Annotated in this window: 19 protein-coding genes and 4 pseudogenes; 15 read left to right on the forward strand and 8 right to left on the reverse strand. The window is 56.7% G+C overall.

Annotation, left to right across the window (positions count from 1 at the left end; translation table 11 throughout):
* Nucleotides 1-202: 202 nt before the first annotated feature.
* The 4 genes from ACR0DY_RS14650 (at nt 203) to ACR0DY_RS14665 (ending at nt 3400) form a co-directional block, all read left to right on the forward strand.
* Nucleotides 203-952 carry an alpha/beta fold hydrolase gene (locus ACR0DY_RS14650; protein ID WP_480484197.1) on the forward strand — a complete coding sequence of 250 codons (750 nt, stop codon included), beginning with the start codon at nt 203-205 and terminating at the stop codon, nt 950-952.
* A complete protein-coding gene (locus ACR0DY_RS14655; protein WP_480484196.1) occupies nt 952-1944 on the forward strand; it encodes an alpha/beta hydrolase in 993 nt (330 codons plus the stop codon). Before ACR0DY_RS14650 ends, ACR0DY_RS14655 begins: the two co-directional genes overlap by 1 nt.
* Nucleotides 1945-1985: 41 nt before the next feature.
* Nucleotides 1986-2600 carry a hypothetical protein gene (locus tag ACR0DY_RS14660; protein ID WP_480484272.1) on the forward strand — a complete coding sequence of 205 codons (615 nt, stop codon included), beginning with the start codon at nt 1986-1988 and terminating at the stop codon, nt 2598-2600.
* Nucleotides 2601-2683: 83 nt separating this feature from the next.
* Nucleotides 2684-3400, forward strand: coding sequence for an alpha/beta fold hydrolase (locus tag ACR0DY_RS14665; protein ID WP_480504616.1), 717 nt, complete (start codon nt 2684-2686; stop codon nt 3398-3400).
* On the opposite strand, the gene ACR0DY_RS14670 is transcribed toward ACR0DY_RS14665, so the two are convergent.
* Both ACR0DY_RS14670 and phaZ read right to left on the reverse strand, forming a co-directional pair.
* Entirely contained in the window at nt 3391-3978 is a 588-nt protein-coding gene (locus tag ACR0DY_RS14670) for a DUF6151 family protein (protein WP_480504618.1), read from the reverse strand. The genes ACR0DY_RS14665 and ACR0DY_RS14670 overlap by 10 nt on opposite strands.
* 5 nt (nt 3979-3983) lie before the next feature.
* A complete protein-coding gene (phaZ, locus tag ACR0DY_RS14675) occupies nt 3984-5255 on the reverse strand; it encodes a polyhydroxyalkanoate depolymerase (RefSeq protein ID WP_480473454.1) in 1272 nt (423 codons plus the stop codon).
* Nucleotides 5256-5366: 111 nt separating this feature from the next.
* On the opposite strand from phaZ, the gene ACR0DY_RS14680 reads away from it, so the two are divergent.
* From ACR0DY_RS14680 to phaR, 3 genes are all read left to right on the forward strand, one after another.
* Nucleotides 5367-7169, forward strand: a complete 1803-nt coding sequence (locus ACR0DY_RS14680) for a PHA/PHB synthase family protein (RefSeq protein WP_480484192.1) — start codon at nt 5367-5369, stop codon at nt 7167-7169.
* Nucleotides 7170-7299: 130 nt separating this feature from the next.
* Nucleotides 7300-7746 carry a phasin family protein gene (locus ACR0DY_RS14685; RefSeq protein WP_209503426.1) on the forward strand — a complete coding sequence of 149 codons (447 nt, stop codon included), beginning with the start codon at nt 7300-7302 and terminating at the stop codon, nt 7744-7746.
* 135 nt (nt 7747-7881) lie between these two features.
* A complete protein-coding gene (gene phaR, locus ACR0DY_RS14690; RefSeq protein WP_480484191.1) occupies nt 7882-8433 on the forward strand; it encodes a polyhydroxyalkanoate synthesis repressor PhaR in 552 nt (183 codons plus the stop codon).
* Between the two features lie 48 nt (nt 8434-8481).
* On the opposite strand, the gene ACR0DY_RS14695 is transcribed toward phaR, so the two are convergent.
* The 5 genes from ACR0DY_RS14695 to ACR0DY_RS14715 all read right to left on the reverse strand — a co-directional run bounded on the left by ACR0DY_RS14695 (nt 8482) and on the right by ACR0DY_RS14715 (nt 14540).
* Nucleotides 8482-9696: a DegT/DnrJ/EryC1/StrS family aminotransferase gene (locus ACR0DY_RS14695; RefSeq protein ID WP_480484190.1), complete on the reverse strand. Its 1215-nt coding sequence runs from the start codon at nt 9694-9696 to the stop codon at nt 8482-8484.
* Between the two features lie 113 nt (nt 9697-9809).
* Nucleotides 9810-11114 carry an NAD(P)/FAD-dependent oxidoreductase gene (locus ACR0DY_RS14700; RefSeq protein WP_480484189.1) on the reverse strand — a complete coding sequence of 435 codons (1305 nt, stop codon included), beginning with the start codon at nt 11112-11114 and terminating at the stop codon, nt 9810-9812.
* Nucleotides 11115-11122: 8 nt separating this feature from the next.
* A complete protein-coding gene (locus ACR0DY_RS14705; RefSeq protein WP_209596891.1) occupies nt 11123-12481 on the reverse strand; it encodes a glutamine synthetase family protein in 1359 nt (452 codons plus the stop codon).
* Nucleotides 12481-13161 (reverse strand): type 1 glutamine amidotransferase, encoded by a 681-nt coding sequence (locus ACR0DY_RS14710; RefSeq protein WP_480473448.1) that lies wholly within the window; start codon nt 13159-13161, stop codon nt 12481-12483. Before ACR0DY_RS14710 ends, ACR0DY_RS14705 begins: the two co-directional genes overlap by 1 nt.
* A 59-nt stretch (nt 13162-13220) precedes the next feature.
* Complete coding sequence (locus tag ACR0DY_RS14715; protein WP_480546534.1) at nt 13221-14540, reverse strand: glutamine synthetase family protein; 1320 nt, start codon at nt 14538-14540, stop codon at nt 13221-13223.
* A gap of 754 nt (nt 14541-15294) precedes the next feature.
* Between ACR0DY_RS14715 and ACR0DY_RS14720 the strand changes: the two are divergent.
* The 5 genes and pseudogenes from ACR0DY_RS14720 to ACR0DY_RS14740 all read left to right on the forward strand — a co-directional run.
* Nucleotides 15295-16028: pseudogene (locus tag ACR0DY_RS14720) on the forward strand (transposase); the annotation flags it as partial.
* 206 nt (nt 16029-16234) lie between these two features.
* A complete protein-coding gene (locus ACR0DY_RS14725; RefSeq protein ID WP_416539750.1) occupies nt 16235-16936 on the forward strand; it encodes a hypothetical protein in 702 nt (233 codons plus the stop codon).
* Entirely contained in the window at nt 16929-17459 is a 531-nt protein-coding gene (locus tag ACR0DY_RS14730; RefSeq protein WP_480546536.1) for a hypothetical protein, read from the forward strand. The genes ACR0DY_RS14725 and ACR0DY_RS14730 overlap by 8 nt, the downstream gene beginning before the upstream one ends.
* Nucleotides 17459-18559, forward strand: a pseudogene (groEL, locus tag ACR0DY_RS14735) (chaperonin GroEL); the annotation flags it as partial. The gene ACR0DY_RS14730 and the pseudogene groEL, both read left to right, overlap by 1 nt.
* A 309-nt stretch (nt 18560-18868) precedes the next feature.
* Nucleotides 18869-19453 (forward strand): annotated as a pseudogene (locus ACR0DY_RS14740) (TCP-1/cpn60 chaperonin family protein); the annotation flags it as partial.
* A gap of 955 nt (nt 19454-20408) precedes the next feature.
* On the opposite strand, the gene ACR0DY_RS14745 reads toward ACR0DY_RS14740, so the two are convergent.
* Nucleotides 20409-20666 carry a pyocin activator PrtN family protein gene (locus tag ACR0DY_RS14745; protein ID WP_054538582.1) on the reverse strand — a complete coding sequence of 86 codons (258 nt, stop codon included), beginning with the start codon at nt 20664-20666 and terminating at the stop codon, nt 20409-20411.
* A 281-nt stretch (nt 20667-20947) separates the two neighbouring features.
* Here ACR0DY_RS14745 and ACR0DY_RS14750 point away from each other — a divergent pair.
* From ACR0DY_RS14750 to ACR0DY_RS14760, 3 genes and pseudogenes are all read left to right on the forward strand, one after another.
* Nucleotides 20948-22141, forward strand: a pseudogene (locus ACR0DY_RS14750) (DUF932 domain-containing protein).
* Nucleotides 22142-22370: 229 nt separating this feature from the next.
* Entirely contained in the window at nt 22371-23261 is an 891-nt protein-coding gene (locus tag ACR0DY_RS14755) for a hypothetical protein (protein WP_480546540.1), read from the forward strand.
* 153 nt (nt 23262-23414) lie between these two features.
* Complete coding sequence (locus ACR0DY_RS14760; protein WP_480546542.1) at nt 23415-25544, forward strand: ParB/RepB/Spo0J family partition protein; 2130 nt, start codon at nt 23415-23417, stop codon at nt 25542-25544.
* Nucleotides 25545-25606 lie beyond the last annotated feature (62 nt).

The raw sequence follows: 25606 nt of genomic DNA on the forward strand, positions 1-25606 counted from the left end.
CCTCGTCGGTTTGGCGCCCACTGAACGCCCGGTTGCGGGTTATTTGCGTCTGGCTGATGTGGCAGGTGGATATGCCTGTGTCAAGTGTAGGGGCGAGGGGCCAGCCCCTCGCGCTCCCCGGAGTATTTGAAAAAAGATGAAGTGGGCGGAATTGCACTCGGGGGTGGGGCGTGCATGATGCAGTAAAAGGAAAGAAGGTTTCATGGCAGCGACGAATTTTCTGGAGACGCCGCAGGGGCGGCGACTGGCTTATCACAAGACCGAAGGGGCAGGGCCGACCATCGTTTTTCTGGGTGGGCTCATGTCGGATATGGAAGGCACCAAGGCAGTCCATCTGGAAGCTTGGGCGCAGGCGCGGAGGCGGGCCTTTTTGCGGTTTGATTATTCCGGTCACGGCGAAAGCTCTGGTGCTTTCACGGATGGCTGCATTGGGGATTGGCATGAGGACACTGTTGCTGCGGTCGATGCCTTGACCAAGGGGCCGCTGATTGTTGTCGGCTCGTCCATGGGGGGGTGGCAGGCGCTTTTGCTGGCCAAGGCCATGCCGGACCGGATAGCAGGTATGGTCACGATCGCCGCCGCGCCGGATTTCACGGAAGATGGCTATTGGGCTTCATTCACCGATAACCAGAAAGCCGCCCTGGAAACGGTCGGGCATGTCGAGTTGCCGTCCGATTACATGGAGCCTTATATCGTCACCAAACGGATGATCGAAGATGGGCGGCAGCGTCTTGTTCTGCGCGACACGTTGAACCTGCCGTTCAAGGTTCGTTTCCTGCAGGGAACAGCGGATACAGCCGTTTCGACTGAAACGGCCGTTCGGTTGCTGGACCATGCAACAGGGCCGGACATGCAGCTTCTTTTAGTCAAGGATGCCGATCACAGATTCTCGGATGATGCATGTCTTGGCTTGATCGAGGCGGCGGTTCTGGATGTGTTGGGAGACGCGTAATGCGGCGTTTGGGATGGCTTCTGGGGCGCTTGTTCCTTGCGTTGATTGCCACCGGCGGCCTTGTCTACTGGTTTGGCCCGCGCGAAGAGGTGAACCTGCACCCAAGCTTTGATCCGCGCAAGTTTGGTGAGGGCGTACAGGTTTATTTCGAAAGCACCGAAGCCGCGTTTGACGATATCGTTCCGGGTGTCGAAAAACGAGTAATCTGGCAAGATGGCCATAACGAGCGGCGCACCCCGTATTCCGTTCTTTACATCCATGGCTTTTCAGCAAGTTCCGAGGAAATCCGGCCAGTACCAGACCTTGTAGCAGACGCGTTGGGGGCCAATCTGGTTTACACACGCCTGCAAGGTCACGGGCGAACCGGATCAGCCATGGCAGAAGGCACTGCCTCGGGCTGGATGCTGGACACTGCCGAGGGATTGGCAGCCGCACGTGCTGTTGGGGACAAGGTGATCGTGATCTCAACGTCGACCGGTGCGACGCTTGCAGCCGCCGCCGCTTTGGATGCCAGCCTCAGCAAAGATGTTGTCGGCATGGTCTTTGTCTCTCCCAATTTCGGGGTCAACACGTCTGTGGCATGGATCCCCACTTTGCCATGGGCAAGGGATTGGTTGCCGGTCCTGATGGGGGACGAACGCGATGTATCGGGGCCAGACCCGGAAAAGAACAAATATTGGTCTACCGTCTATCCGTGGGAGTCGGTCGTGCCGATGTCCGTTCTGGTCGAAAAAGTCTATGCGCTGGATTTCTCGAATGCCCTGGTGCCCGTGCTGTTCTGGTTCTCGGACAACGATCAGGTGGTGCGCCCTGACCGCACACACGAGGTCGCCAAAGCGTGGGGTGCGCCAACATCCGTCAAATTGGTGACAATGGGCCCTGAGGATGATCCGTCATCCCATGTTATTGCCGGTCGCCTGATGTCGCCAGGGCAGACCGACGCGGCTGTGGCCGGTATTCTGGACTGGCTAAAAGGGCTGGGGGTGGAATGATGGCGGCCTCGGGTCGAGGGACGATGCGTAAGCCGGGCAGTATGTGGAGCCTTGAGACGTTGGGGCGCGTTCGTCTGTCCCGGTATTTCTTCATGCGCGATTTCCTCTATTCCGAGATCGGGAACTTTCACCAGAAACAGAACATTCCAGACAACCCGGATCTGGCTATCGAGACAGGACGTGCGTTCTGCGAAACTCTGCTGGACCCGCTGGAAGAGACCTTTGGCAGGATCGCTGTGCGCTCGGGCTATCGCTCACCGTCGCTAAACAGGTTTGGCAATGAAAACAAACTGAACTGCGCCCGGAATGATCACCCGTTGGAATGCCACATCTGGGATCGTGGGGACGGGGATGCGCGGATTGCCGGGGCGTCTGTTGTAATTCCCTGGTTTGCGGATCAGTTTGCGCAGGGCCGGGATTGGCGGGATTTGGCATGGTGGATGCATGATCACCTGGATTATTCCGAAATCTGGTTTTTTCCGAAACTCTGCGCTTTCAATCTGGTGTGGCGCCCTAAACCGCAGCGGCGGATTGACAGCTACATTGCGCCACGCGGATGCCTTCTGAAACCGGGCGCTGAGCCCGAGGAAAGTGCGGCTTCACGACGGTCCCGCTATGCTGACTTTCCGGCTTTTCGGGCAATCGCCTATCCGTGACGTTCCGCTTGTTTGAATGTGATAAATTCTCAACCTGACTACAAACCCAAGGGCTCGGAATACCGAGCATATGGAGCCCCTGCGTGATCGAGCCGCTGGTACTGCTACCTGGACTGATGTGCGATGCCCGACTGTATCGCCCTCAGATTGAGGTGTTTTCGCGGACGCGACCCGTAACCGTTGCGCCAATCTCAGCAGGTGAGCGTATCGAAGAGATCGCCTCGGGTTTGCTGGACCAGCTTCCACATCGGTTTGCACTGGCCGGATTAAGCATGGGTGGTGTGGTCGCGTTAGAGCTGATCCGCCGGGCACCGGAACGTGTGTCACGCCTGTGCCTGATGGCCACTGATGCACAGGCGGACACGCCTCAAATGGCTGCCAGTCGCGAAGACCTGATCATTGGCGCGCAGGGTGGCCGGTTGGAGGAGGTCCTGCGGAAACTTGTGGGGTCCGACACGCTGGCACCGGGCCCGCAGCGCATTCCCATCCTGAACGGCTTGTTGGCAATGGCACAGGATTTGGGTGTTGAAACCTTCGTGCGTCAAATGCGTGCTCTGCAACGCCGCCCGGATCAACAAGCCGCATTGCGTCGCATCAAGGTGCCCACGTTGGTTCTGTGCGGTGCGCATGACACTCTGACACCGGTCAAACGGCATTCTTTCATGGCAGAGCTCATACCCGGAGCGGAACTGCTGGTTATTGAAAAGGCTGGTCACTTGCCGACCCTCGAAACGCCCGACCTCGTCAATGAGGCGCTGCAAACCTGGTTGGACGCCCAGCAACGGTTTGATTACTGGTAAAGCGTCGCGCATTCGGTCTTTGAAATGACAGTTGGCGTCACCACGGGTTTACCAGTATTTTGGTCGAAAAACGGTGTGTTCTTCCACCGCCCGGACAGGCGCGATCCGGCGGCCCTGCGCAACAGCCCAAGAATGGCGGGGCCAGATTTTTCGTGCTTCTGCTTTCCGTCCGGTTGGGGAACAAACCCACGTGTCGTGACGGGTCCCAGCGCCGAAGCTCCACCCGCAACCCGGCCGACGATAACGCCAGCAAACGGGAATTTCGCGGATTTGGGCGTTGCCGCCAAAGGTGCGTTACAGCAGCTGGCGTACCATCGCAGCATACCCTTGGGGCTGAGTTGCATCGCCGCAAGATACTGTCTTCCTGCGCTGATTTCGATTTCATCCGGTGCGATCTGAAAAATCCCGACAGGTCCGGGTGCCGGGTCCGGCTGCTTGAAATATAGTTGAGCGGCCCGGCAATCATGGCAGAAACACTCAACATGTGTGCCTTGCCGAACACCGCGGGGTGAAATACGCCCCTGCAACGCGCCGCATTGGCAGGAAAAGGTAAGGCCATTTTGCGCTGGCCCGCTCATGTCGCTTAAGCAACCTTGTTGGAATTGGCCGCGCGACGGTTTGGTTTTCGCGCATTTTCGTTCATGAAATCAATCACAAGGGGACGAATGTTGTCGCGCCAGCTGCGGCCTGCGAAGATACCATAGTGACCGGCGCCGGGTTCAACGTGGCTTGCCTTTTTGCTGTCGGGCAGGCCGGTACACAAATCCAGCGCAGCAATACACTGGCCGGGTGCAGAGATGTCATCATTTGCACCTTCGACAGTCTTCACCGCAACATCGGTAATCTTACTGATGTCCACTTTGTGACCCGCGACCACGAACTCGTTTCTCGCAATCTCTCGATTCTTGAAGACCCGCTCGACCGTCGAAAGATAGAACTCGGCAGTCATGTCCATCACGGCCAGGTATTCGTCGTAGAAGCGGTTATGGGCATCCTGATCCGAGGCTTCGTCCCGCATGACGCGCTGGATCTGGTCGGAAAACGCTTTGGAGTGACGATCTGCATTCATGGACATGAACGAGGCCAATTGCAGCAGTCCCGGATAGACCATGCGCCCTACGCCCTTGTACTTGAAGCCAACGCGCTGAATCATTGTTTCTTCCAACTGGCCCATAGTGACGCGACGGCCGAAGTCTGTCACATCGGTCGGCGTGGCGTCCGGATCGACGGGGCCACCAATCAGCGTCAGGGTGCTTGGCTGGGCTTTGGGTTCAATCTCGGCCAGGTACGCCGTTGCAGCCAATGTCAGAGGCGCAGGTTGGCAAACGGCAACAACATGGGTGTCTGGCCCAAGCTCTTTCATAAAATCTACAAGATAGAGCGTGTAGTCTTCGACATCGAATTTGCCTGCGGATACAGGGATATCGCGCGCATTATGCCAATCTGTGATGTAGACTTCACAATTGACCAGAAGGCTTTTCACCGTCGAGCGCAGCAACGTAGCATAATGCCCGGACATCGGTGCAACCAACAGCACTTTGCGGGGTTGTTCTTTCCGGCCATTGACGCGGAAATGTACCAGATCACCAAAAGGGCGTTCCAGAACAGTCGTGATTTCAACCAGATGATCCTTGCCATCTTCGCAGGTGAACGTGCGAATACCCCAATCGGGCTTTGCAACCATCCGTTGGAACGTACGCTCGGTAACCTCGCCCCAGGCGGCCATCCAGTTGAATGCGGGGTTCGGCACCATCGAAAACATCGGATAGGACGCCATCGCGCTGGCGGTTGCACCAAGCCATTGGTTGGTGTTTCGCGCAGTTTCCATCAGGTCGTAGGTCATCATATAGCGCATAAACGGGGCCTCCTGAGTGTCAGCCTGATAGTTCGGACCATTCGTCGCTTTGCCCCCCAGCACCCACGACGTTATTCTGCATAGCAGCGAGGTTAGGGGGGAATTGTTAAAATGACAACTAGTGAAGACCACATGCCAGACGTATCCGAAGAACACATTGAACGCCTTAAAGAAAATATGGATAAGGTCGAGAAGTTATCGAAGCGCCTGATTGAGGTCATGGCTGTAAAACGGCCCCACACGCCCGCGCTGGACGGCCCGAATCAAGAGCTTTTCGCACGAGCAGCAAGTGCCTATTGGGCAGAGGCTTGGCAAAATCCCGCCAAGTTGCTGGAACAGCAGATAGAATTTTGGGGCAAGTCAGTGTTGAACTTTGCCGAGGCGCAGAAAGCACTGACTGCGTCTGACGCGGAAAGCGAAGCACCCAAGCCAGAAGACAAGCGATTTTCGAACCCCCTTTGGGAGACCAATCCCTATTTCCGTCTGATCCGCCAGCAATACCAGACCAATGCGCAAGCAATCGCGCAGGCTGTTGCGTCCGTGGATGATCTGGATGCCAAAGACAAAAGGCGGCTGCAATATTTCTCGCAACAAATCGTCGATATGATGGCGCCGACAAATTTCCTGGCGACCAATCCGGATGCATTGCAAAAAGCGGTCGAAACCGAGGGCCAGTCACTGATCAAGGGGTTGGAAAACCTTGTGTCAGATCTTGAGGCCAATAATGGAGAATTGGTCGTCAAACTGGCAGATGAAAGCGCTTTTGAGGTCGGCGGTAATCTGGCGACGACGCCGGGGGAGGTGGTTTATCGCAACCGGATGATGGAACTGATTCAGTACAAGCCAGCGACCGAAACGGTCTACGAGACCCCGATTGTTCTGTTTCCGCCCTGGATCAACAAGTTCTATATTCTGGACCTGAAAGCCCAGAACAGCATGATCAAATGGATCACCGAACAGGGGTATACCCTGTTTGTTGTAAGCTGGGTCAATCCGGACGAAAGCTATGCCGAAACAGGCATGGAAGACTACATTCAGGACGGTTTCCTGACTGCAATCGAGACGGCCAAGAAGATTTGCAAGGTCAAACAGGTCAACGCTGTGGGGTATTGCATCGCGGGCACCACCCTGAGCCTGACGCTGTCTCTGCTGAAACAGCGAGGAGACAAGTCGGTCAAATCGGCGACCCTGTTCACCGCATTGACGGATTTTTCCGATCAGGGAGAGTTCACGCCCTTCCTTCAAAACGATTTTATCGACGGAATCGAAGAAGAAGTGAAAAAGGAAGGTGTTCTGCGGTCGTGGATCATGGCGCGCACAATGTCCTTCCTGAGATCACGTGACCTGATTTATGGCCCGGCCATTCGCAGCTATATGATGGGTGAAGTGCCCCCGGCCTTTGATTTGCTGTACTGGAACGGTGACGGAGCCAACCTGCCGGCGAAAATGGCGGTGGAGTACTTGCGTGGACTATGCCAGCGCAACGAATTTGCCACCGATGGCTTTGAGTTGCTGGGGCATAAGCTAAAGCTTGGTGACGTTGATGTGCCCCTTATGGCCATTACATGCGAAACCGATCACATCGCGGCGTGGAAAGATTGCTATCGCGGTGTGCAAAAAATGGGCTCGCGATCAAAAACTTTCGTGGTTTCCGAGTCGGGTCATATTGCGGGTATTGTGAACCCGCCCAGCAAGAAAAAGTACGGGCATTACACCAACCCGGATTTGAAATCAGACGCCGCCACCTGGTTAAAGGAAGCCGATTTTCATGAAGGGTCATGGTGGCCCATGTGGGATGCCTGGCTGAAGAAACGATCAGGCAAGCAGGTACCGGCCCGTGAACCGGGCGATTCGAAGCACCCGAGCCTAGCTGCTGCACCCGGAACGTATGTAGTGGCAAAACCAAACGCCTGATTTCATTCTGAAACTTAATTATTTCTGCAGCGCAGCAAAAAAAACTTGCAATGCTGCGTTGCAGCAATCATATTGTCCTCAAGCTGATGAAACCCGGGGTGGGCCCGGACTGGCTAAAAGGATTAAGACAATGGCTAAGACCCAAGACTTTACCGCGATCATGAAAGACATGATGGGTGCATTCCCTGTGGACACAACCGCAATGGAAGGCGCATTCAAATCGACCGCCTCGCTGAACGAGAAGCTGTCGGGCGTTGCTCTGGAAGCAGCTGAGAAATCGGCAGAGATATCGAGCAAATGGACCAAAGACACGCTGGCTAAACTGACCGAGATGTCGAAAGCCAAGGCAGAGCCTGCCGACTACGCAAAAGCAGCAACCGATTTCGCAAGCGCGTCTGCTGAAGTTGCAGCCGAGAACATGGCCGCTTTCGCAGAAATCGCGAAAAAAGTTCAGACCGAAACCGTCGAACTGCTGATGGCTGCTGGTAAAGAAGCTGCGGAAGAAGCATCCGCCGCTGTTAAAAAAGCAACCAACGACGTGACCACAGCCGCTAAAAAAGCTGCTGCTGCGAAGTAAGAAAAGTCAGCGAAACGCACCCGACCCTCCCTATAGGTGCAATCGCGTTGGGCAGGTCCATTGACCTGCCCTTTCTTTTTGTGCTGCACTCGCATAACCTGTGCTGCAACGCATCATCCTTGGGGAGGGAACCCGGTGTCGGACCAAGAAAAACCGCTGCTGATCAAGCGCTATGCCAGCCGTCGGCTGTATAACACCGAGACCAGCGATTACGTGACGCTCGAAGATATCGCGGGGTTCATCCGCGACGGGCGCGAAGTACAGATTATCGACCTGAAGTCCGGCGACGACCTGACACGGCAGTATCTGCTGCAAATCATTGCTGAACATGAAAGCCGCGGCGAGAATGTGCTGCCTGTCAATGTTCTAAACGACCTGGTGCGCAGTTACATGCTGCCGGGCGGAGGCATGATGCCGCAATTCCTGCAAAGCTCGTTCGATATGCTGCGCGAAAGCCAAAGCAAGATGATGGAAAACATGAATGCCATGAACCCGATGTCTCAGATGCCGGGTTTTGACGCGTTGCAAGCGCAGCAGCAGGCATTTTTGAAGGCTATGACAGGTGGGTTGTCTGGCAGATGGTCCTCGCCAGAGAAGGAAAGCGAAAAGTCAAAGCCGAAAGAGGATCTTGACGATATCAAGAAGCAGTTAGCTGAACTACAACAGAAGCTTTCAAAGCTGAATTGAATTGAGCCCGAGTAAGAGGCCCACCAATTAAGTGGGCCAGTTTTAGTCTCAGGTGCCGTAGACCGGCATTGGGCCGGTCACTTCGCCGACGGCAGCCAGCAGAATATCCGCGATCACGTCCAGCTCTGCGCGTGTCAGGCGTACGGGCAGTCGGACGTCACACGCTTTCATCAGCATGTCACGTGTTTGCGGCAGTTCGAACGTTTCCGGCAGGAATTGCCAGTTCCAGAAGGCGCGTGCATTGTCCTGGCTCAGGCCAAAGACCTGAACTTTGACGCCGCGCGCCTCGGCTGCGGCGGCAAATGCGCGAATCTCGTGTTCCTGCAACCCAACCAGATTGAACTGAATCGAATCCGGCGCGCGCTGCTCAGGAGGCAGTGGCGCGGGCACGTCGATATGGGGTGAGATATTCAAGCGTCCGGCAACATAGTCGTGGTTCGCCAGACCATCGCGGACACGACGGGCCAGTTCCGGAATCTGCGGGCGGATCACAGCGGCGCTTAGGTTGTTCAAACGCAGGTTATAAAGCGGCAGTTTGTTCTGCCAGCGGACGAAGGCCTCTTCCAACTCGGGCGAGTTGTCACCGTGCGGTCCTTTGTGTTTCTTCCAGTTATGTTCGTACGCGCCCGACATGATGACGGCACGGGCCACCAGATCAGCATCGTTTGAGATCAGAATACCGCCTTCGCCCGCATTGATCATCTTGTAGGATTGAAACGAGAAACAGCCGACCTTGCCGATGGTGCCGATATTTTTGCCATGCCAGGTCGTGCCCAGCGAATGCGCGGCGTCTTCGATCACAGGGATGTCACGCGCGTCACACAGCGCCATGATCGCGTCCATATCAGAAGTGTGGCCGCGCATGTGACTGATGATCACCGCTTGAACACTATCCAACTTGGCCTCGAAATCAGCCATGTCGATGCGATAATTCTCGCCTACTTCGCACAGAACCGGAATGCAGTCCGCGTGGATGACTGACGAGGGAACCGCCGCAAAAGTGAAGCCGGGGATCAGGACGCGCGCATCGCGCGGCAGACCCAGTGCCTTGAGCGACAGGAACAGCGCAGCAGAGCAGGATGAAACAGCGAGAGCGTATTTTGTGCCCAGCAGTTCGGCAAACTCGGCCTCCAGCAAAGACACCGGGGCATCTTGCGGGGCGGTATAACGAAACAAGTCGCCCGACTGCATCAGGGCGTCGATGGCTTCTTTTGCTGCTTCTGGGATGGGTTCGGCGTCATGAACGTTTGGTGGAAGCGTCATATTTGGATTTCCCGAAATCTATCTTTGGTAAAGATAAAGCTATTCAGGTGGCAATCCAAGCCCTCAATCGCCGCGCCAGCGGAAATTCACCAATTTGTCACAAGTAACGTGGATCAGATCCCAAGCCGGTCCCGCAAGGCGAACCATGTCATTGCCAGCACCAGCAGCGGGTTGCGCAGGGCGGACCCGCCGGGGAAGGGCAGAGTTGGCACGCGGGCCATTGTATCGAACCCTTCTGCCTGTCCCTGAATGGCCAGCGCCATCAGTTGCCCGGCATGGGTCGCGGTGCCTACACCATGACCGGAATAGCCGGAAGCAGACAGAATGTTGGGTGCGATACGCACCAGATAAGGCATCCGCCGCATGGTAATGGCCAGCGTCCCACCCCATGCATAGTCGATTTTGGCGTCGCGCAGATGTGGGAAAATCTCGGTCATCGGCTTGCGGACCTTCGCAGCGACATCCGCAGGAAAACGATAGCCATAGCTTTCGCCGCCACCGAACAAAAGCCGGCCATCGGCGCTGAGGCGGAAATAGTTCACCACGAACTTGGTATCCGCGACCGCGACATCCTGAGTCAGGACCCGCGCAGCCTCGCTGCCAAGGGGTTCGGTCGCTGCAATGAAGTTGTTGATGGGCATGACACGGGCCGCGACGGTCCGGTTGAGATTGCCAAGATAGCCATTGCAGGCCAGCATAACATGGTCGGCCCTAACGTTCCCCCTGGCGGTCCGGATCAGGGCAGGCCGGGTTTCGTCAATACCGATGACTTCGGTACCCTCAAAGATGCGAACACCCGCTTTGGCCGCAGCCTGTGCCAACCCCAGCGCAAAGTTCAATGGGTGCAGATGAGCGGCCCCCATGTCCAGATACCCACCCTTATAAGCGGGCGAGGGGCACAGTTTGTGGCCTTCGTCTTCATCCAGCAGCTTGATCTGGTCATAGTGATACCGGTCGGACAGATGGCCTGCATGGTCATGCAGCTCTTTTCGTTCCGAAGCTGACAGACCCAGAACCGCGACACCGGGTTGCAAGTCGCACGCGATCTGATGCTTGGCGATCAGTGATTTGACCAGATCCTTGGCGTCTTCGGCCAGGTCCCACAGCTTTGCGGCATCCGGGTCGCCAACAAGACGCTCAAGGTCTTCCTGATCCATCCGCTGCGCGCTGCCCAGTTGACCACCATTGCGCCCCGAGGCACCAAATCCGACACGGTGGGCTTCAAGCAGAACGACATCGAACCCCGCCTCGGCCAGATGCAATGCTGCGGACAGGCCTGTGTAGCCGCCGCCCACAACGCAGACATCCGCCACAATATCTTCGGCCAAAACAGGAAAGCGTGCCGTTGGGTTTGCCGTCGCGGCATACCAGCTGGCAGGGTATTCGCCCTTGCGGTCATTGGAATAGAGCAGGTTCACGAAAAGTCTCAGACGTTGATCAGCAGATGTTCCCGTTCCCACGGAGAGATGACCTGCAGAAATTCTTCATACTCGGCCCGTTTCACGATGCCATAGACACGGGCAAACTCGGGGCCAAGGATTTCGTGCAGGGCGGTGGCTTCGTCAAACAGATCCAGTGCATCGCCCATGACCTGAGGGATATCCCCTTCGCCTTCATAGGCGTCACCATAGAATTGACGACGCGGACGCTCCTGTTCGACCAGACCCAGATAGCCGCACGCCAGCGACAGGGCGATGCCCAGATACGGGTTGCAATCCATACCGGCGATGCGGTTTTCGACACGGCGCGATTCAGGTCCGGACAGAGGAACGCGAATGCCTGTAGTGCGGTTGTCGCGAGCCCATTCCAGATTAATCGGCGCCGCGTGGTCTTTCACGTAACGACGATACGAGTTCACATAAGGTGCCATCACGGCCAGACCGGCGGGCAGATGGTTCTGCAACCCGGCAATGAAGTGATAGAACGCGTCCGTTTCGCCGCCCTGCGGGCCCGAAAAGATGTTCTGGCCGGTCTCCATGTCGATAATTGAATGATGGATATGCATGGCCGAGCCCGGCTCTTCCTCGATCGGTTTGGCCATGAAGGTTGCAAAACAATTATGCCGCAATGCCGCTTCGCGGATCAGGCGTTTGAAGTAGAAAACCTCATCAGCAAGTTTGACCGGGTTGCCGTGGCGCAGGTTGATCTCCAACTGGCCCGCACCGCCTTCCTGGGTGATGCCATCGATTTCGAACCCCTGATGTTCGGCAAAGTCATAGATATCGTCGATGACCGGGCCGAACTCGTCCACCGCAGTCATCGAATACGCCTGCCGCGCCGCAGCGGGGCGGCCAGAACGCCCCATCATCGGCTTGATTTCCTGTGCGGGATCGACGTTGGGGGCGACCAGAAAGAACTCCATTTCTGGCGCAACAACCGGTTTCCAGCCTCGGTTGTGATACAGCTGGACCACGCGTTTCAACACGTTACGGGGGCTATAAGGGATCGGATCACCATCCCGGTCATAGGCGTCGTGGATCACTTGCAGCGTCCAGTCCCCTGTCCAGGGTGCGGCTGAAGCCGTCGAATAGTCGGGCTTCAGGATCATGTCCTTTTCGATGAACCCGTCGTCACCTGCGGCTTCACCCCAGTCCCCCGTGATGGTCTGGAAGAATATGCTGTCAGGCAGGTGAAAATAGGATTGCTTGGCGAATTTCGTGGCAGGCACGGCCTTGCCACGTGCAATTCCGGGAAGGTCCGAGATGATACATTCAACCTCGTCCAGCCGCTGTCCGTGGAAATAGGCTTTGGCGGCTTCCGGCAGTTTATCAGTCCAATCAGCCATCAGGCTCTCTCTTTCTTTAAAAACTCGGCCATATGGCGCGCGATTGTGGCGTTGTCATCCGGGGCGGTTTCGCGATTTGCGGCCTCGCGCATCAGATCTTCGGGGACGACGCCTTTTCCCCGTGTGCGCATCAGGCCCGCGACAAAACCATTGGTGAATTCAGGGTGGGCCTGAACCGTCCAGATCGTGTCTCCATAAGCCAGCATCGCGTTTTCGCAAAATGCGTTCTGACCCAGAACGCGCGCGCCTTCGGGCAACTCGACAACCTGATCCTGATGCCAGGCATTCAGCCAGACTGTGTTGCCGTCAAACTCGTATTCAGTGCGTCCGACGGCCCATCCGCCCTTGAACTTCTCGACCTTGCCGCCCAGTGCCTGCGCGATGATCTGATGCCCAAAGCATACGCCGATCAGTGGCTTTCCGCTTTGCTGTATCTCTCTGACCAAGTCTTCCAGCGGGGCGATCCACGGCAGGTCTTCGTACGCGCCGTGGCGCGAACCGGTTATGACCCAGCCATCTGCGTCATCCGCGCCGCTTGGGAATATGCCGTCGACTACGGCGAAGGTCTGGAACTCGAATCCGTTGCCACCGAGAAGTGCAGGAAACAGCTCATCATAGTCGCCGAATTCGCCATGCAACGCATCTGGTGTGTGGCCGGTTTGTAATATGCCGATTTTCATGTGTCACCAAATTTGATCAAATTCACTCTAGCTGAGTCCGAATGAGGCGGCAAGGGGGGTCAAACCGCCTCGAGATAGCTCAGCCAGTGATCTTCAGGAGTGATACGCTCAAATCGTTCAACTTCCTGTCGCTTAGTCATGGTCAGGTACTGGATCAGGTCAGCCGAGAAAAGTCGGGCGACCAGGGGGTCGGTTTCAAACCTGTCAATTGCAGTTGCCCAGTCCGGCATCAGTTGGGGCAGGTCTTCAATATCGTAAGCATTGCCTGTGATCGGGGCAGGGGGGTGCAGGCCGTCTTCGATCCCGACAAGGGCTGCGCCCAATACCGCCGTCAGCATCAGGTAAGGGTTGATGTCACCACCCGCGACGCGGTGTTCGATGCGCCGCGCTGCCGGTGCTCCACCCGGGATGCGAATTGCGGCTGTTCTGTTCTCATAGGCCCAGCAGGCCCCGGTCGGCGCATGCGCACCCGGTACAAGCCGGGTGTATGAATTGCCATGCGGAGCAAAAATCAACGTGCTGCCTGGCATGGCCGCCACACAACCCGCGACAGCGGAATGCAGAATGCTGGTCCCTTCAGGCCCGCCATTGTCGAACACATTGCGACCGCGTTGGTCCAGCACTGAGAAGTGCACATGCATCCCATTGCCCGCATCATCGGCATAGGGTTTTGACATGAATGTTGCGGCAAACCCGTGTTTGCGCGCAAGGCCGCGTGTCAACGCCTTGAAAAGCCACGTATCGTCGGCGCAGCGCATGGCATCCTGATGATTCAGGTTGATTTCGAACTGGCCAACGCCACTTTCCGAGATGGCGGTTTGTGCGGGGATGTCCATGGCGGCGCAGCCATCGTAGAGGTCTGTAAAGAAATCCTCGAACGCATCCATTTCAGCGACCGACAGAACGGATTCGTGCAGCAGGCGGCGCCCGGTGATCGGGTTCAACGGAGGTTGCGGTTGCGCGCCCGAGGCATCGATGAGTGTGAATTCCAGTTCGGTCGCCGCGACGACCGACCAACCGCGTTTGGCATATCGGTCAAGAATGGCAGACAGAGCGTGACGCGGATCACCCGCAAACGGAGTGCCTGCATCGTCAAACAAGCTCATCGGAACCAGCGCCGTTTCTTTCGGAAGCCAGGGGACAGGCACCGGGCCCCGGTCGGTTGGTCGCAGCACGCCATCAGCATCGCCCGTTTCAAACACCAGCGGGCTGCCGTGGATGTCCGCGCCCCAGAGATCGACATTGAGCGCCGAGAACGGCATTCGCACTGCACCTTTCTCCAGCTTGCTCGCATATTCAGGGGGCACGCGCTTGCCCCGCATCTGACCGTTCAGGTCACAGGCAGTCACACGAAAACTGTGCAGGGCGCTCAGGTCCATTTGGGGCTCCGTCAATTCTGTTTCCCCGTGATGTACTTCAATGGATCGGATTTGTCACCAAATTTGATCAAATTTTGATTTTTGGGTCAGATGCGGCTGCTCGACATAGATTTTTGGTTGAGTGCAAAAGTGGTCCTGCCGACAAAGCTCGCGTCTCGCATTTCCAGCAGTGAAAACATCATGGGAGTATCTGTTAATCCATTGAACATATTCCACAATGGCGTTGTCTGCGGCAAGTCAGAGAGTGGTTAGATTTTCCCAGTGTTGAAAGCGCGGCGATCGGATTTGATGCGACGCCTGAATCCGCAAAGCAGCTTCTTTTGACCACTCCTCGAAAATTGGCTTATTTCGACGATTTTTCTATGATAGCTGCGGGTTTCGTACTCTTGAGGATAGTTGAGTTGACTGCACGTGGAAGAGATAACATTCAACACCATGCCACGCTGAGCATTGCGCCGATGATGGATGGAACAGGCAGTTCGAAATTTTCTTATTTATGTAAATACTTTGCGGGCCCAAAATAGCCATGTTGTAAAAAATGTTGTAGCTATCGGGCTCTTGTTCAGGAACGCTCCACTCCCCTATCAATACAAGCGCTCTCGTTATCATGTGCGTTGCCCGCTTGATCGCTGTCCACGGCGAGAGGCGTAGTCGGATCGCGCGTGTTCCAAGCATCTTCGGCCATGCAGAGCTTTTTCACGGGGTCATCACATATGAAAAAGGCGGAAGCGGTGCGCGCATCATGTCAGCTTCCATCTGGACCAACAGTGTCTACCTGCATGCGCGGATGGAGGTGCGGGCCGAGTGCATGCTGGTCATTCTGGGCGCCGCGCCCAAGGGCAAGAATGAGCTGGTCAGCTTGCACGTCGACGTGCGCGAGAGCGCCCAGAGCTGGCGCAAACTACTGATCAACATCAAGGTCCGCTGCCTCACGGTTCCGCCGGAGGTCGACGTGGGGAATGGGGCGATGGGGTTCTGAAAGGCGGTCAAGAGGGTTTTCCCGGCACGCGCCACCTACGCTGTTGCGTCAAGATCGCCAATGTCCTGAACACGTTCCCGAACTCGATTTAGCCTGCGGCGAAGGCCGACTTGCGCGAGATATGGGAGGCCGGAAGTCGCGCCGTGGCAGAAGCCGCCATGGACATCTTCGCCGAGAAATACTGCGCCAAATACAAGAAGGCCGTGACCGGCCTGACGAATGACCGGGAGGCCTTGCTCGCGTTCCACGACTACCCGGCCGAAAGTTGGGATCAACTGCGAACAGGCAACCCGATCGAGAGCGTGTTCGCCACCGTCCGGCATCGGACCTTCCGCACCAAGTGCGCGCTGACGCAGAAGACCGCGAAGCTGATCGTCTTCAAGCTCCTACAGGCCGCCGCGAAGACCTGGCGCCGCCTGGCGGGCGCGGAAAAGTTGCCTCGGGTCATCGAAGGTGACCCATTCACCGATGGCGTCGCCGCAAACGACACCGAGAACCGCGCCGCCTGATCAGGCCGCGTCACCCAAAATCCAGCATAGCTCCACTCCTTCCACATTTAAATGTTGACGGAAGCAACCCCGATCCGGTCTACTTACTCTTGTCATGTACAGCGGAGTGGCGTCGATAGCGACACAGCGTGCAAAAAAGTCCCGCACCTGTTCTGATCTGAAGAGCAATAACATGGCCGGATCATCCTGCAAAAGAACAACAACATATGAGTACTCTTCGACATTTTTTTTCCTTGCGAGCGTCCGGAGATTTCCGCGTAGGTGACATTTTACTTCTCATCCTTTTCGCCATTATCGGCTTGCAAGGATACGCAAGATTTCCAGCATATCGTCTTGTATTGGAAGATATTAGTGCGGTGCCGTTTACTTGGACTATAGCCATCGCAACGTTCAATTACCTGCTAGTCCACAAGAAAATTAGGATATGCTATATAGCTGATCTAGAGGCTTACTTGGTAGCGGCTATTTTATTCTTTCTGCTGTCTATATGTCTTCATGCTATATTGTCTGCAGGCGTAGCAGACTTTAACTTTTTTTCGAAGCCAGCTCTTTTGTCAACTCAAGCAGGCTTGGCAACACTTCTTTTGATTGTTCAAGGATGGTTCACATTCTCACCGGACCTATCCAAGGTTCGGCACAGAAAAAAAGATTTGGACAGGCTGCTTGGGCAGATCGCGACTGGTCGGGTCGACACTGAAAAGGACAAACGAAAAGCTCAAGAAATTTGCCAAGATCTTATCGCCGATCTTAAAGCAAGTATCAGTGGTGTTGGCGTATCAGAGGAGACCAGATCCCGTCTGGAAGGACTTGATGCCTACTACTCTAAAGTGAGTTCTATACTGAGAAAGCCAACCGGAGCACTAAAGAATGATGTCAAGAAGCTAATAGGTGATCATCAAAATGGATAAGGAGTTTTTCACAATATTCATAGTCCCAAGCCCAAAGGGTTCTTCTACTGGAGGTGAGAAGTCTGAATTGACAGGAGACTTTATTCCACCGCCAGTAACCAACAAGATACCACCACCTACTCGTCAAATACACTTGAGAGTCCCTACGTCATCCATTGGTTCTTTTTTCGATGAAGACTTGTCTGAAGTCGTCGGGTTGGTGTTTCGTGGAGATACAGTGCTCTTTGATGGCGCTCCTTCCATTGATAACTTAAAGAACATTCATGCGGCTACAAAGAAGCTGGCATTGCGAAGCAAAATCGCAGATATGGGTGGCGCAGTGGTGGGAATCTATTTGAATGGTCGCGGGCACGAAGAGTGCTATCAGGTCTATGCTAGTTTTCGTGAGGAAATCGAGGGTAGGGAAGGTGTCAGTGTTTTCGACGTCTTTGGTGACGAAGATGGCCTGAAGATTTTTTTAAGAAATGCCCAGTATCGTTCAGCTTCTTTTGAAGAAGCTCTTGCTTTGGAAGAGCGAAGCTAGTGGCTGCAAAGGACGTCAAATTCGACACCGATGCACGCAATCGCATGCTTAAGGGCGTCAACATCCTCGCTGACGCGGTCAAGGTCACCCTCGGTCCCAAGGGCCGCAACGTCGTTCTCGACAAATCTTTCGGCGCCCCGCGCATCACCAAAGACGGTGTGTCCGTGGCGAAAGAAATAGAACTGGAAGACAAGTTCGAGAACATGGGCGCGCAAATGGTGAAAGAAGTCGCCAGCCGCACCAGTGACGAAGTAGGCGACGGTACCACCACCGCCACGGTTCTGGCCCAGGCCATCGTCCGCGAAGGCATGAAGGCGGTTGCCGCCGGCATGAACCCGATGGACCTGAAACGCGGCATCGACATGGCGACGTCGAAAGTCGTCGAGGCGATCAAGGCGGCGGCGCGTCCCGTCAACGATTCGGCCGAAGTGGCGCAGGTCGGCACGATTTCAGCCAACGGCGAATCCGAGATCGGACGCCAGATCGCGGATGCGATGCAGAAGGTCGGCAACGAAGGCGTCATCACGGTTGAAGAGAACAAGGGTCTGGAAACCGAGATCGAAGTTGTCGAAGGCATGCAGTTCGATCGTGGCTACTTGTCGCCTTACTTCGTGACCAACACGGACAAGATGACTGCAGAGCTAGAAGACTGCATGATCCTGCTACACGAAAAGAAGCTCTCCTCTTTGCAGCCGATGGTATCACTCCTCGAGTCAATTATTCAAAAACAGAGACCCCTTCTTATCCTAGCTGAAGACGTGGAAGGCGAAGCGTTGGCGACCCTTGTGGTTAACAAGTTGCGCGGTGGCCTAAAAATTGCCGCTGTCAAGACCCCAGGATTTGGCGAGCGACGTAAGGCCATGCTGCAGGACATCGCGATCCTGACTGGAGGCCAGGTGATCTCGGAAGACCTCGGCATGAGGCTTGAGTCAGTCACCTTTGACATGCTCGGTTCGGCAAAGCGAGTTGAGATCACAAAGGACGAGACAACCATCATCGATGGGGCAGGCAGAAAGGCAGAGATTGAAGCGCGAGTTTCAGAAATCCGGACGCAGATCGAAGGCGCAACGATCCGTGAAGAAAGGGTGACAAAGCTGTCTGCAATTGAGATAATAAAAGCTGCTCAGAGCGAACAGCCTTCAGATACTAGCCTCATTTTCGAACAGTTTTTGGCCGACACTCCCGAACGAGAAGCTTTTGTGAAAGAAATCGCACAAGCCATCTTCTCGGGAGGAACTGATGTTGTTCCAAGTGGTTTTATTGCCCGAGGTAGAATGGCCGGCTTCACGGCCAAAGAACTAGAGGGTATCCAAGACTTCTTGTGGCGTATGCGCAATGAGGCTGTAGCGGCTCTCGCCTCCAGACCAGATAGCTTAAGGCGACGCGATACTTTCACTCGGCACATTAAAGGGGCTACCTCCGACTATGATCGCGAAAAACTACAAGAACGTGTCGCAAAGATCGCTGGCGGCGTCGCTGTGATCCGTGTGGGTGGCATCACCGAAGTAGAAGTGAGAGAGCGCAAGGACCGTGTCGATGACGCGCTGAGCGCGATCCGTGCGGCCGTTCAGGAAGGTGTCGTCGCAGGTGGCGGTGTTGCCCTAGTGCATGCGGGTAAGGTACTTGACGGGTTAGAAGGTGCTAATAGCGACCAGAACGTGGGCATTGCTATTGTCCGGCGGGCAATAGAAGCACCTTTGCGTCAAATCTCTGAAAACTCTGGCGTCGACGGTTCTGTTGTTGCAGGTAAAATTCGAGAGAGCAGAAATGCCTCCTTTGGCTACGACGTACGGATCGATGAGTATGGCGATATGTTCAAGTTCGGCGTCATAGATCCAGCAAAAGTGGTGCGTACTGCTTTGCAAGACGCAGCTTCCGTGGCTGGCTTGCTGATTACGACCGAAGCAATGGTGGCAGACAAGCCTACGAAGGGTACCGGGGCGTCCACTGGCGGCGGGATGCCCGACCTGGGCGGTATGGGTGATATTGCTTGATATTCCTCGATCAACGGAACAGCAGAGGCACTCAAACTCGAGAGATTTTGAGGTACAAGCACATTCTGCTGACCTGCTCCCCGCCGATCACATGCCGATTTTCCGGCATATCCAGCTTCATATATTGCTACATGCCGTCGAAATGCGCGCGATGCATTGGATGTCGATAGAGTGCTATGTTGGTGGTTTATCCCGTAGACTATAGGTTCAAAGCACTGGACGTATTGGAGCCGCCGCGAATGGCCGGTTTTAATGGCCTCAACGCAGAATGATTGGTTCACGACGAAAGGCATGTTTGGGTCGTTTCGTGTTCGTTCAGCAAAACGACCAAAGGATCGTATAGGCCGCATCTCGTTGAAACTCTGGTGACCTGGTGCCAAGGGCGGCAAGATTGCGCGTAAGCTTCTGAATCTACTGCAAAAGTTTGTATGGGGGTGTTGGCCTAGCGACAGCGTCGCGTTCCCTTTGCGACAAATCTGTAACTTGATCGAAAACGGACTCGAATGGGCAAGAAACGGGCTTGAAACATGGTCTAGCGAAACGGCCCGCGCTGCTATAGGTGTCTGGAATGGAGAGAAGATCGCAGATTATCGTACCATGGCGTATGTCTTGCGCACCTATGATGGACTGGACCGACGGTTCGAAAAGCCTGTGATTTGTCAATTCCCTAACGTGCTGTTGTAACTCGTGTTGTAAATCATGTTGTAAGTCCGTCCCGGTCGCGCGCACAAAAATTTGGCAGAGAATCTAACACGCCATCTTCGAGTGACCCCGTTTTTGATATTAAATCCAGATGGTTGAGATCAGGCTGGAAGGGTTTTGCCAAATTTTTCGCCGACGAGGCTTTAGCCAGCCGGATTGGATGGATCTAGGCGGTGACGAAACCGTTCGGCAGATCATGCGCATCCGGGGTTTTGGGCCGATGGACGACTCTCTTTTGAAGATCCGAAGGTCACTACTTGAAGGCGTCCCGCTCGTACAGCGCGACCTCGCGACGCTTGTCGAGATAGGTGGCGAGATCCGAGAGGTGGACGCCCTTCGCGCTCTTCTGGCTGCGCTCCGATCGCACCAGCGGCAGGTCGATTTCACCGGAACTGACCTTCCTGAGGAACTTCGGCAAGGTCAGATGGGAAAAATAGTCTTTGCAGACCGCATCGACCGGCACGACCGCGCGTCCATCATATTGAGCCATCAGGAGAAAAAGCGTGTTCATCTGTCAGTTACGGTGGTTTCTCTGCTTCGCATCCTGACCTCAGCCACGTTGTCCATCAATGCGAGCGGCCGGCGGCGTTTGGCCGGCTAAGAGACCTTGATCGTGAAAAGGGTGGCAAGCGGCCGCGAAAGGTGGCGAACAAATAGGACAGAATGCGATCAAATCGGCGGACTGCCTGCGGACGTTCACCGGGTTTCCGAGAGCCAGAGGCGGGCACGGAGGGCCGTGACGGGTTGAGGGCTGGAGGAGAGGCTTCCGGCGCCCGTCGCGGAGGTTTCCCAATGAACACCGAAATCATCGATGCCGGGCGTGAAATGAGCGGCGGCTACAAGGTGGATGTGTCGCGCGGCGAGAACGTGGATCGCGTGTCATCCGAGTGGTTCTCCCGGCCGGATGACGAGCGGTATCTGTCGCTCGACGACCTTTTTGCCTCGGTCAAGGGCCGGGCGGAGCGGAGCCGGACGCGCACGGTGGAGAGTGCGGCGATCCGGGTCGAGGCCAATCGCGACGATCCGGAGAAGCTCGGCCTTGTCCTGCCGGGCACGGATGAGCCGGTTGCGCCGACCCATTGGTCCTTCGGCCAGCTCTCGAGCCTCGCCGGTGCGCCCGCAGCCTATCTGCGGCAACTGCCCGCGCCGCTGGCGGGGATCAACCTGCAGTACGGTCTGACCAACCACCGGGCCGAACAGATCAAGACGATGGAAGTCGCAGATGGCCGCACGGAACTGCGCGCGGTGACCGGTCCCGACTATGGCCGGATCTACGACCATGAGCTGGTCTCCGCTGTGCAGCGGATCGCGGGCAACGGCATTGGCGATACGCGTTGGAAGGTGCCGGGCGTGCTCGACTGGTCGACGGGCATCTACAACCCGCGCGTGGACGTGACGAAGGAGACGACAACGCTCTACGCCTCCGACCGCGACGTGTTCCTGTTCCTCGTCGATGACATGAACCCGATCGAGGCGGGGTTGCTGCCCGATGGCTCGCCCGACCTTTATTTCCGTGGGTTCTATTGCTGGAACTCGGAGGTGGGTGCCAAGACGCTCGGCATCGCCAGCTTCTACCTGCGCGCCGTCTGCCAGAACCGCAACCTGTGGGGCGTCGAAGACTTCTAGGAGATCACCATCAGGCATTCAAAATACGCCGCCTCCCGCTTCGCTCACGAAGCCGCGCCAGCGCTCAGCCGCTTCGCCGAGTCCTCGCCCGGGCCGTTCATCGACGGCATCCGCGCGGCGCGGGAGAAGATCGTCGCGCGGTCGGACGAGGACCGTCAGGACTTCCTGCGCAAGCGCGGATTCTCGAAGGCGGAGACTGGGCGGATCGTCGAGACAGTGCTGGCCGAGGAAGGCCGCCCGCCCGAAAGCGTCTTCGACTTCGTGCAGGGGATCACGGCGGTCGCCCGGTCGAAGCCGCAGCAGGATGCGCGGTTGGTGATGGAGGGGAAGGCAAAGGCTTTGCTGGAGAAGGTGGCATAAACGACAGGTCCGGTTAGCGGCTGAAGAAACCTGCCGCCAGCCATCTTGAAGCTTGCGTTTCTCTTGCTGGCGGCAATGCTGACCCAACTCGGACAAAAAATGAGCGGAGTTTGTGTCCTACGCGACCAGTTGCTAAGCGCCAAAGTAGCGATTTCCGTTGCCGGACGCTATCGGTCGTTTACAAAAGAACAATGAAGTTACAACAGCTTGATGCACGAAGGGGATTTACATGGCGCGAAGTGACGATTCTGGGTTCTACTTTAATTTCTCCAAACACCTGTCGGAGCGCCACATCAGTATTTCACGTATTGCTAAGGAAAGCGGTTTCAATCAATCGAGAATAAGGGAAATTCGTTCAGCGTCGAAACCGGTGCCAGCGCGAAACATAAGGCTTGTGATTGAAGCTCTTAATAGCCTGGCCAAGCGAGGGTCTGAGTATCCAGAAATCAATTTTGATGATGAGTTTCGACCTGAGAGTCAGCTTGAGCTTTCCTTAGACGCCAGCAGCATTGATCCTCTTGAGTACGCCGCCTTAGGCCTTACCAATCCACAGTCATGGTCAGCAAACGATTCACCAGATGACTTCCGATTGTTGACATCAAAACAGGTCTACGCGTTCCTTCCTAGGATCAATCAAATTCTTGAGCGGACTTCCGGAGATGAAGCCGAATTCGATATCGAGTTGGAGAAGTTCCAAGGCGATATTCAGCGCCTCTTCGACCGCGTGGATCAATCTCTTGAAGTATCATTCGACAAAGAGACTTCAGCGCTCGAAACGATTACTGACGATCCAAACTTTCGAATTTCGTCGGGACTCGAAAAAACAAACCGGACATTGAGGAAACTCGAGTCACAAGATCTAATTGTTGATCCAATTGTGGAAACAATTGGAATGTTCTCAATCGCAGTTGTTGGGGTGCTGCCACTGTCCTTCACGAAGCGAACGGCCGAAGGAGATGTCGTATACCGCAAAATATCTGCAATGATCTGGGAGTATGAGTACCTGAGTGAGGATGAGAAAAAGACGATCTCATTTCACATCAAGGCAGATAAACTCGTTGCCGCAATAAAAGCGGGCGTGGCTCACGCAAACAACCTATTGAATGGCGAGGAAGATTAGAACACGCTGTATGTGCTCCAGCAGCAGACTGTTCGATCCGGACAACTAGCGGCACTCCAAAGCTTCCTAGAGTGAGAGGTGGGCCGGGTTTTCCGCGACGGGTTTGGAGGTCGGGAGAGAGGCTCCCGGCTGGCCCGTCGCGGAGATATCCCGATGACCAAGCAACAGAAAATCACCCTCAGCGCCTCGCGCGACATTCCCTTCAACAAGCTGATGCTCAGCCAGTCGAACGTGCGCCACGTAAAGGCGGGCGTGTCGATCGAGGAACTGGCCGAGGACATCGCCCGGCGGACGCTGCTCAGTTCCATCACCGTGCGGCCCGTGCTGGACGAGAGCGGCGCCGAGACCGGCATGTACACGATCCCCGCCGGCGGGCGGCGGTTCCGGGCGCTGGAACTGCTCGTGAAGCAGAAGCGCATGAACAAGACCGCGCTGGTGCCCTGCGTCGTGCGCACCGATGGGCTCGCCGAGGAGGACAGCCTCGCCGAGAACGTCCAGCGCGCGCCGCTGCATCCGCTCGACCAGTTCCGCGCCTTCCAGGCAATGCGCGAGAAGGGTCGCACTGAGGAGGAGATCGCCGCGGCCTTCTTCGTTTCGGCCAGCGTGGTCAAGCAGCGGCTGAAGCTCGCCGCCGTCGCGCCTTCGCTGCTCGACGCCTATGCCGAAGAGGAGATGACGCTCGACCAGCTCATGGCTTTCACGGTCAGTCCCGATCACGCGCGGCAGGAGCAGGTCTGGGAGGCGCTGAAGCGGCACTATTCGCGGCAGCCCTACGAGATCCGCCGCATGCTGACCGAGGGTGCAGTGCGGGCCTCGGACAAGCGGGCTCAGTTCGTCGGACTTGACGACTATGTCGAGGCCGGCGGCGAGATCCTGCGCGACCTGTTTCAGCAGGACGACGGCGGCTGGCTGCAGGATGCCGCCCTGCTCGACGTCATGGTGCGCGAGAAGCTCGCCGAGGAGGCCGAGGCGGTCCGCGCCGAGGGCTGGAAATGGGTCGAGGTCGACACCGAATTCCCCTACGGCCACACCTTCGGGATGCGCCGGGTTCATGGCGAGGCGGTGCCAATGAGCGACCAAGAAGCCGCCAGCTACCAGGCACTGAAGGCCGAATACGACGCGCTCGAGGCCGAGCATGCGGAGACCGACGAGCTGCCCGAGGACGTCGATGCCCGGTTGGGCGAGATCGAGGAGGCGATGGAAGCACTCGAGGCGCGTCCAATCTGCTACGAGGCAGAAGACCTCGCGCTGGCAGGAGCCTTCGTCAGCATCGACAGTTCCGGGCGACTGCGGGTCGAACGGGGCTACGTGCGGCCCGAAGATGAGCCGGCCGAGGAGGTGGAGGACATCGGCGAGGCCGCACCGGAAGCGGCGCCGGACGAGGACATCGATGACGCCGTCGTGCCGACCACGGACGAGGAGGAAGAGGATGATGGCCTCAAACCGCTCTCCGACCGCCTCGTCATGGAACTGACGGCCCATCGGACCCTGGCGCTGCGCAACGCACTGGCCCAAGACCCGCAGGTCGCCTTTCTCGCGGCGCTGCACGCGATGGTCCTGCGGCTCTTCTACCGCTACGCCGTCGACAGCTGCGTCGAGATCGAACCGCGCAACGCGGGGTTCGGATCGCAGGTGCCGGGCCTCGGCGACACGGCCTACGCGCAGGCCATCGACCAGCGTCACGAGACCTGGGCGCGGAACCTGCCGAAGGCATCCGAGGACCTCTGGGATGCGCTGACCGAGTTCGACAGTTGCAGCCGCGAGGCGCTCTTTGCCCACTGCGTGGCGATGAGCGTGAATGCCGTCCACGATCCCTACCAGCGCCGGCCGCGCGTCATCGCGCACGCGGATGTGCTGGCCGGGACCGTCGGCCTCGACATGGCCAAGGCAGGTTGGACCGCCACGGGTGACAGCTACCTCGGCCGCGTGACCAAGGCGCGCATCCTCGAGGCCGTGCGCGAGGCGAAGGGCGCGGACGCCGCTGACCGGATCGCCGGGCTGAAGAAGTCGGAGATGGTGACGGCCGCCGAGGAACTGCTTTTGGGCACCGGCTGGCTGCCGGACCCGCTGCGCACGCCGCCGCTGCCGGAAGAGGACGCACCGGAGATCGAACTGGTCGACGAGGCAGACCGCGTCGACGATGACGCTTTGGAAAACGATCCCGACAGTGGCGAAGCGCAAACGGCGGAAGACGGCGGCGAACCGGCTATCGGAGACTCCGACCCGATGGAGGAAGATGATCCCGTCGCCGGTGACGCCTTCGCCAAGACAGCCGCCGAGTGACCTACGAGCAGCACGGGACCTTCCCCCAAGGTCCAAAGTCAGGGGCCCGTCAGTCATGGCGG

It is taken from the genome of Ruegeria sp. O6 (assembly GCF_056535045.1).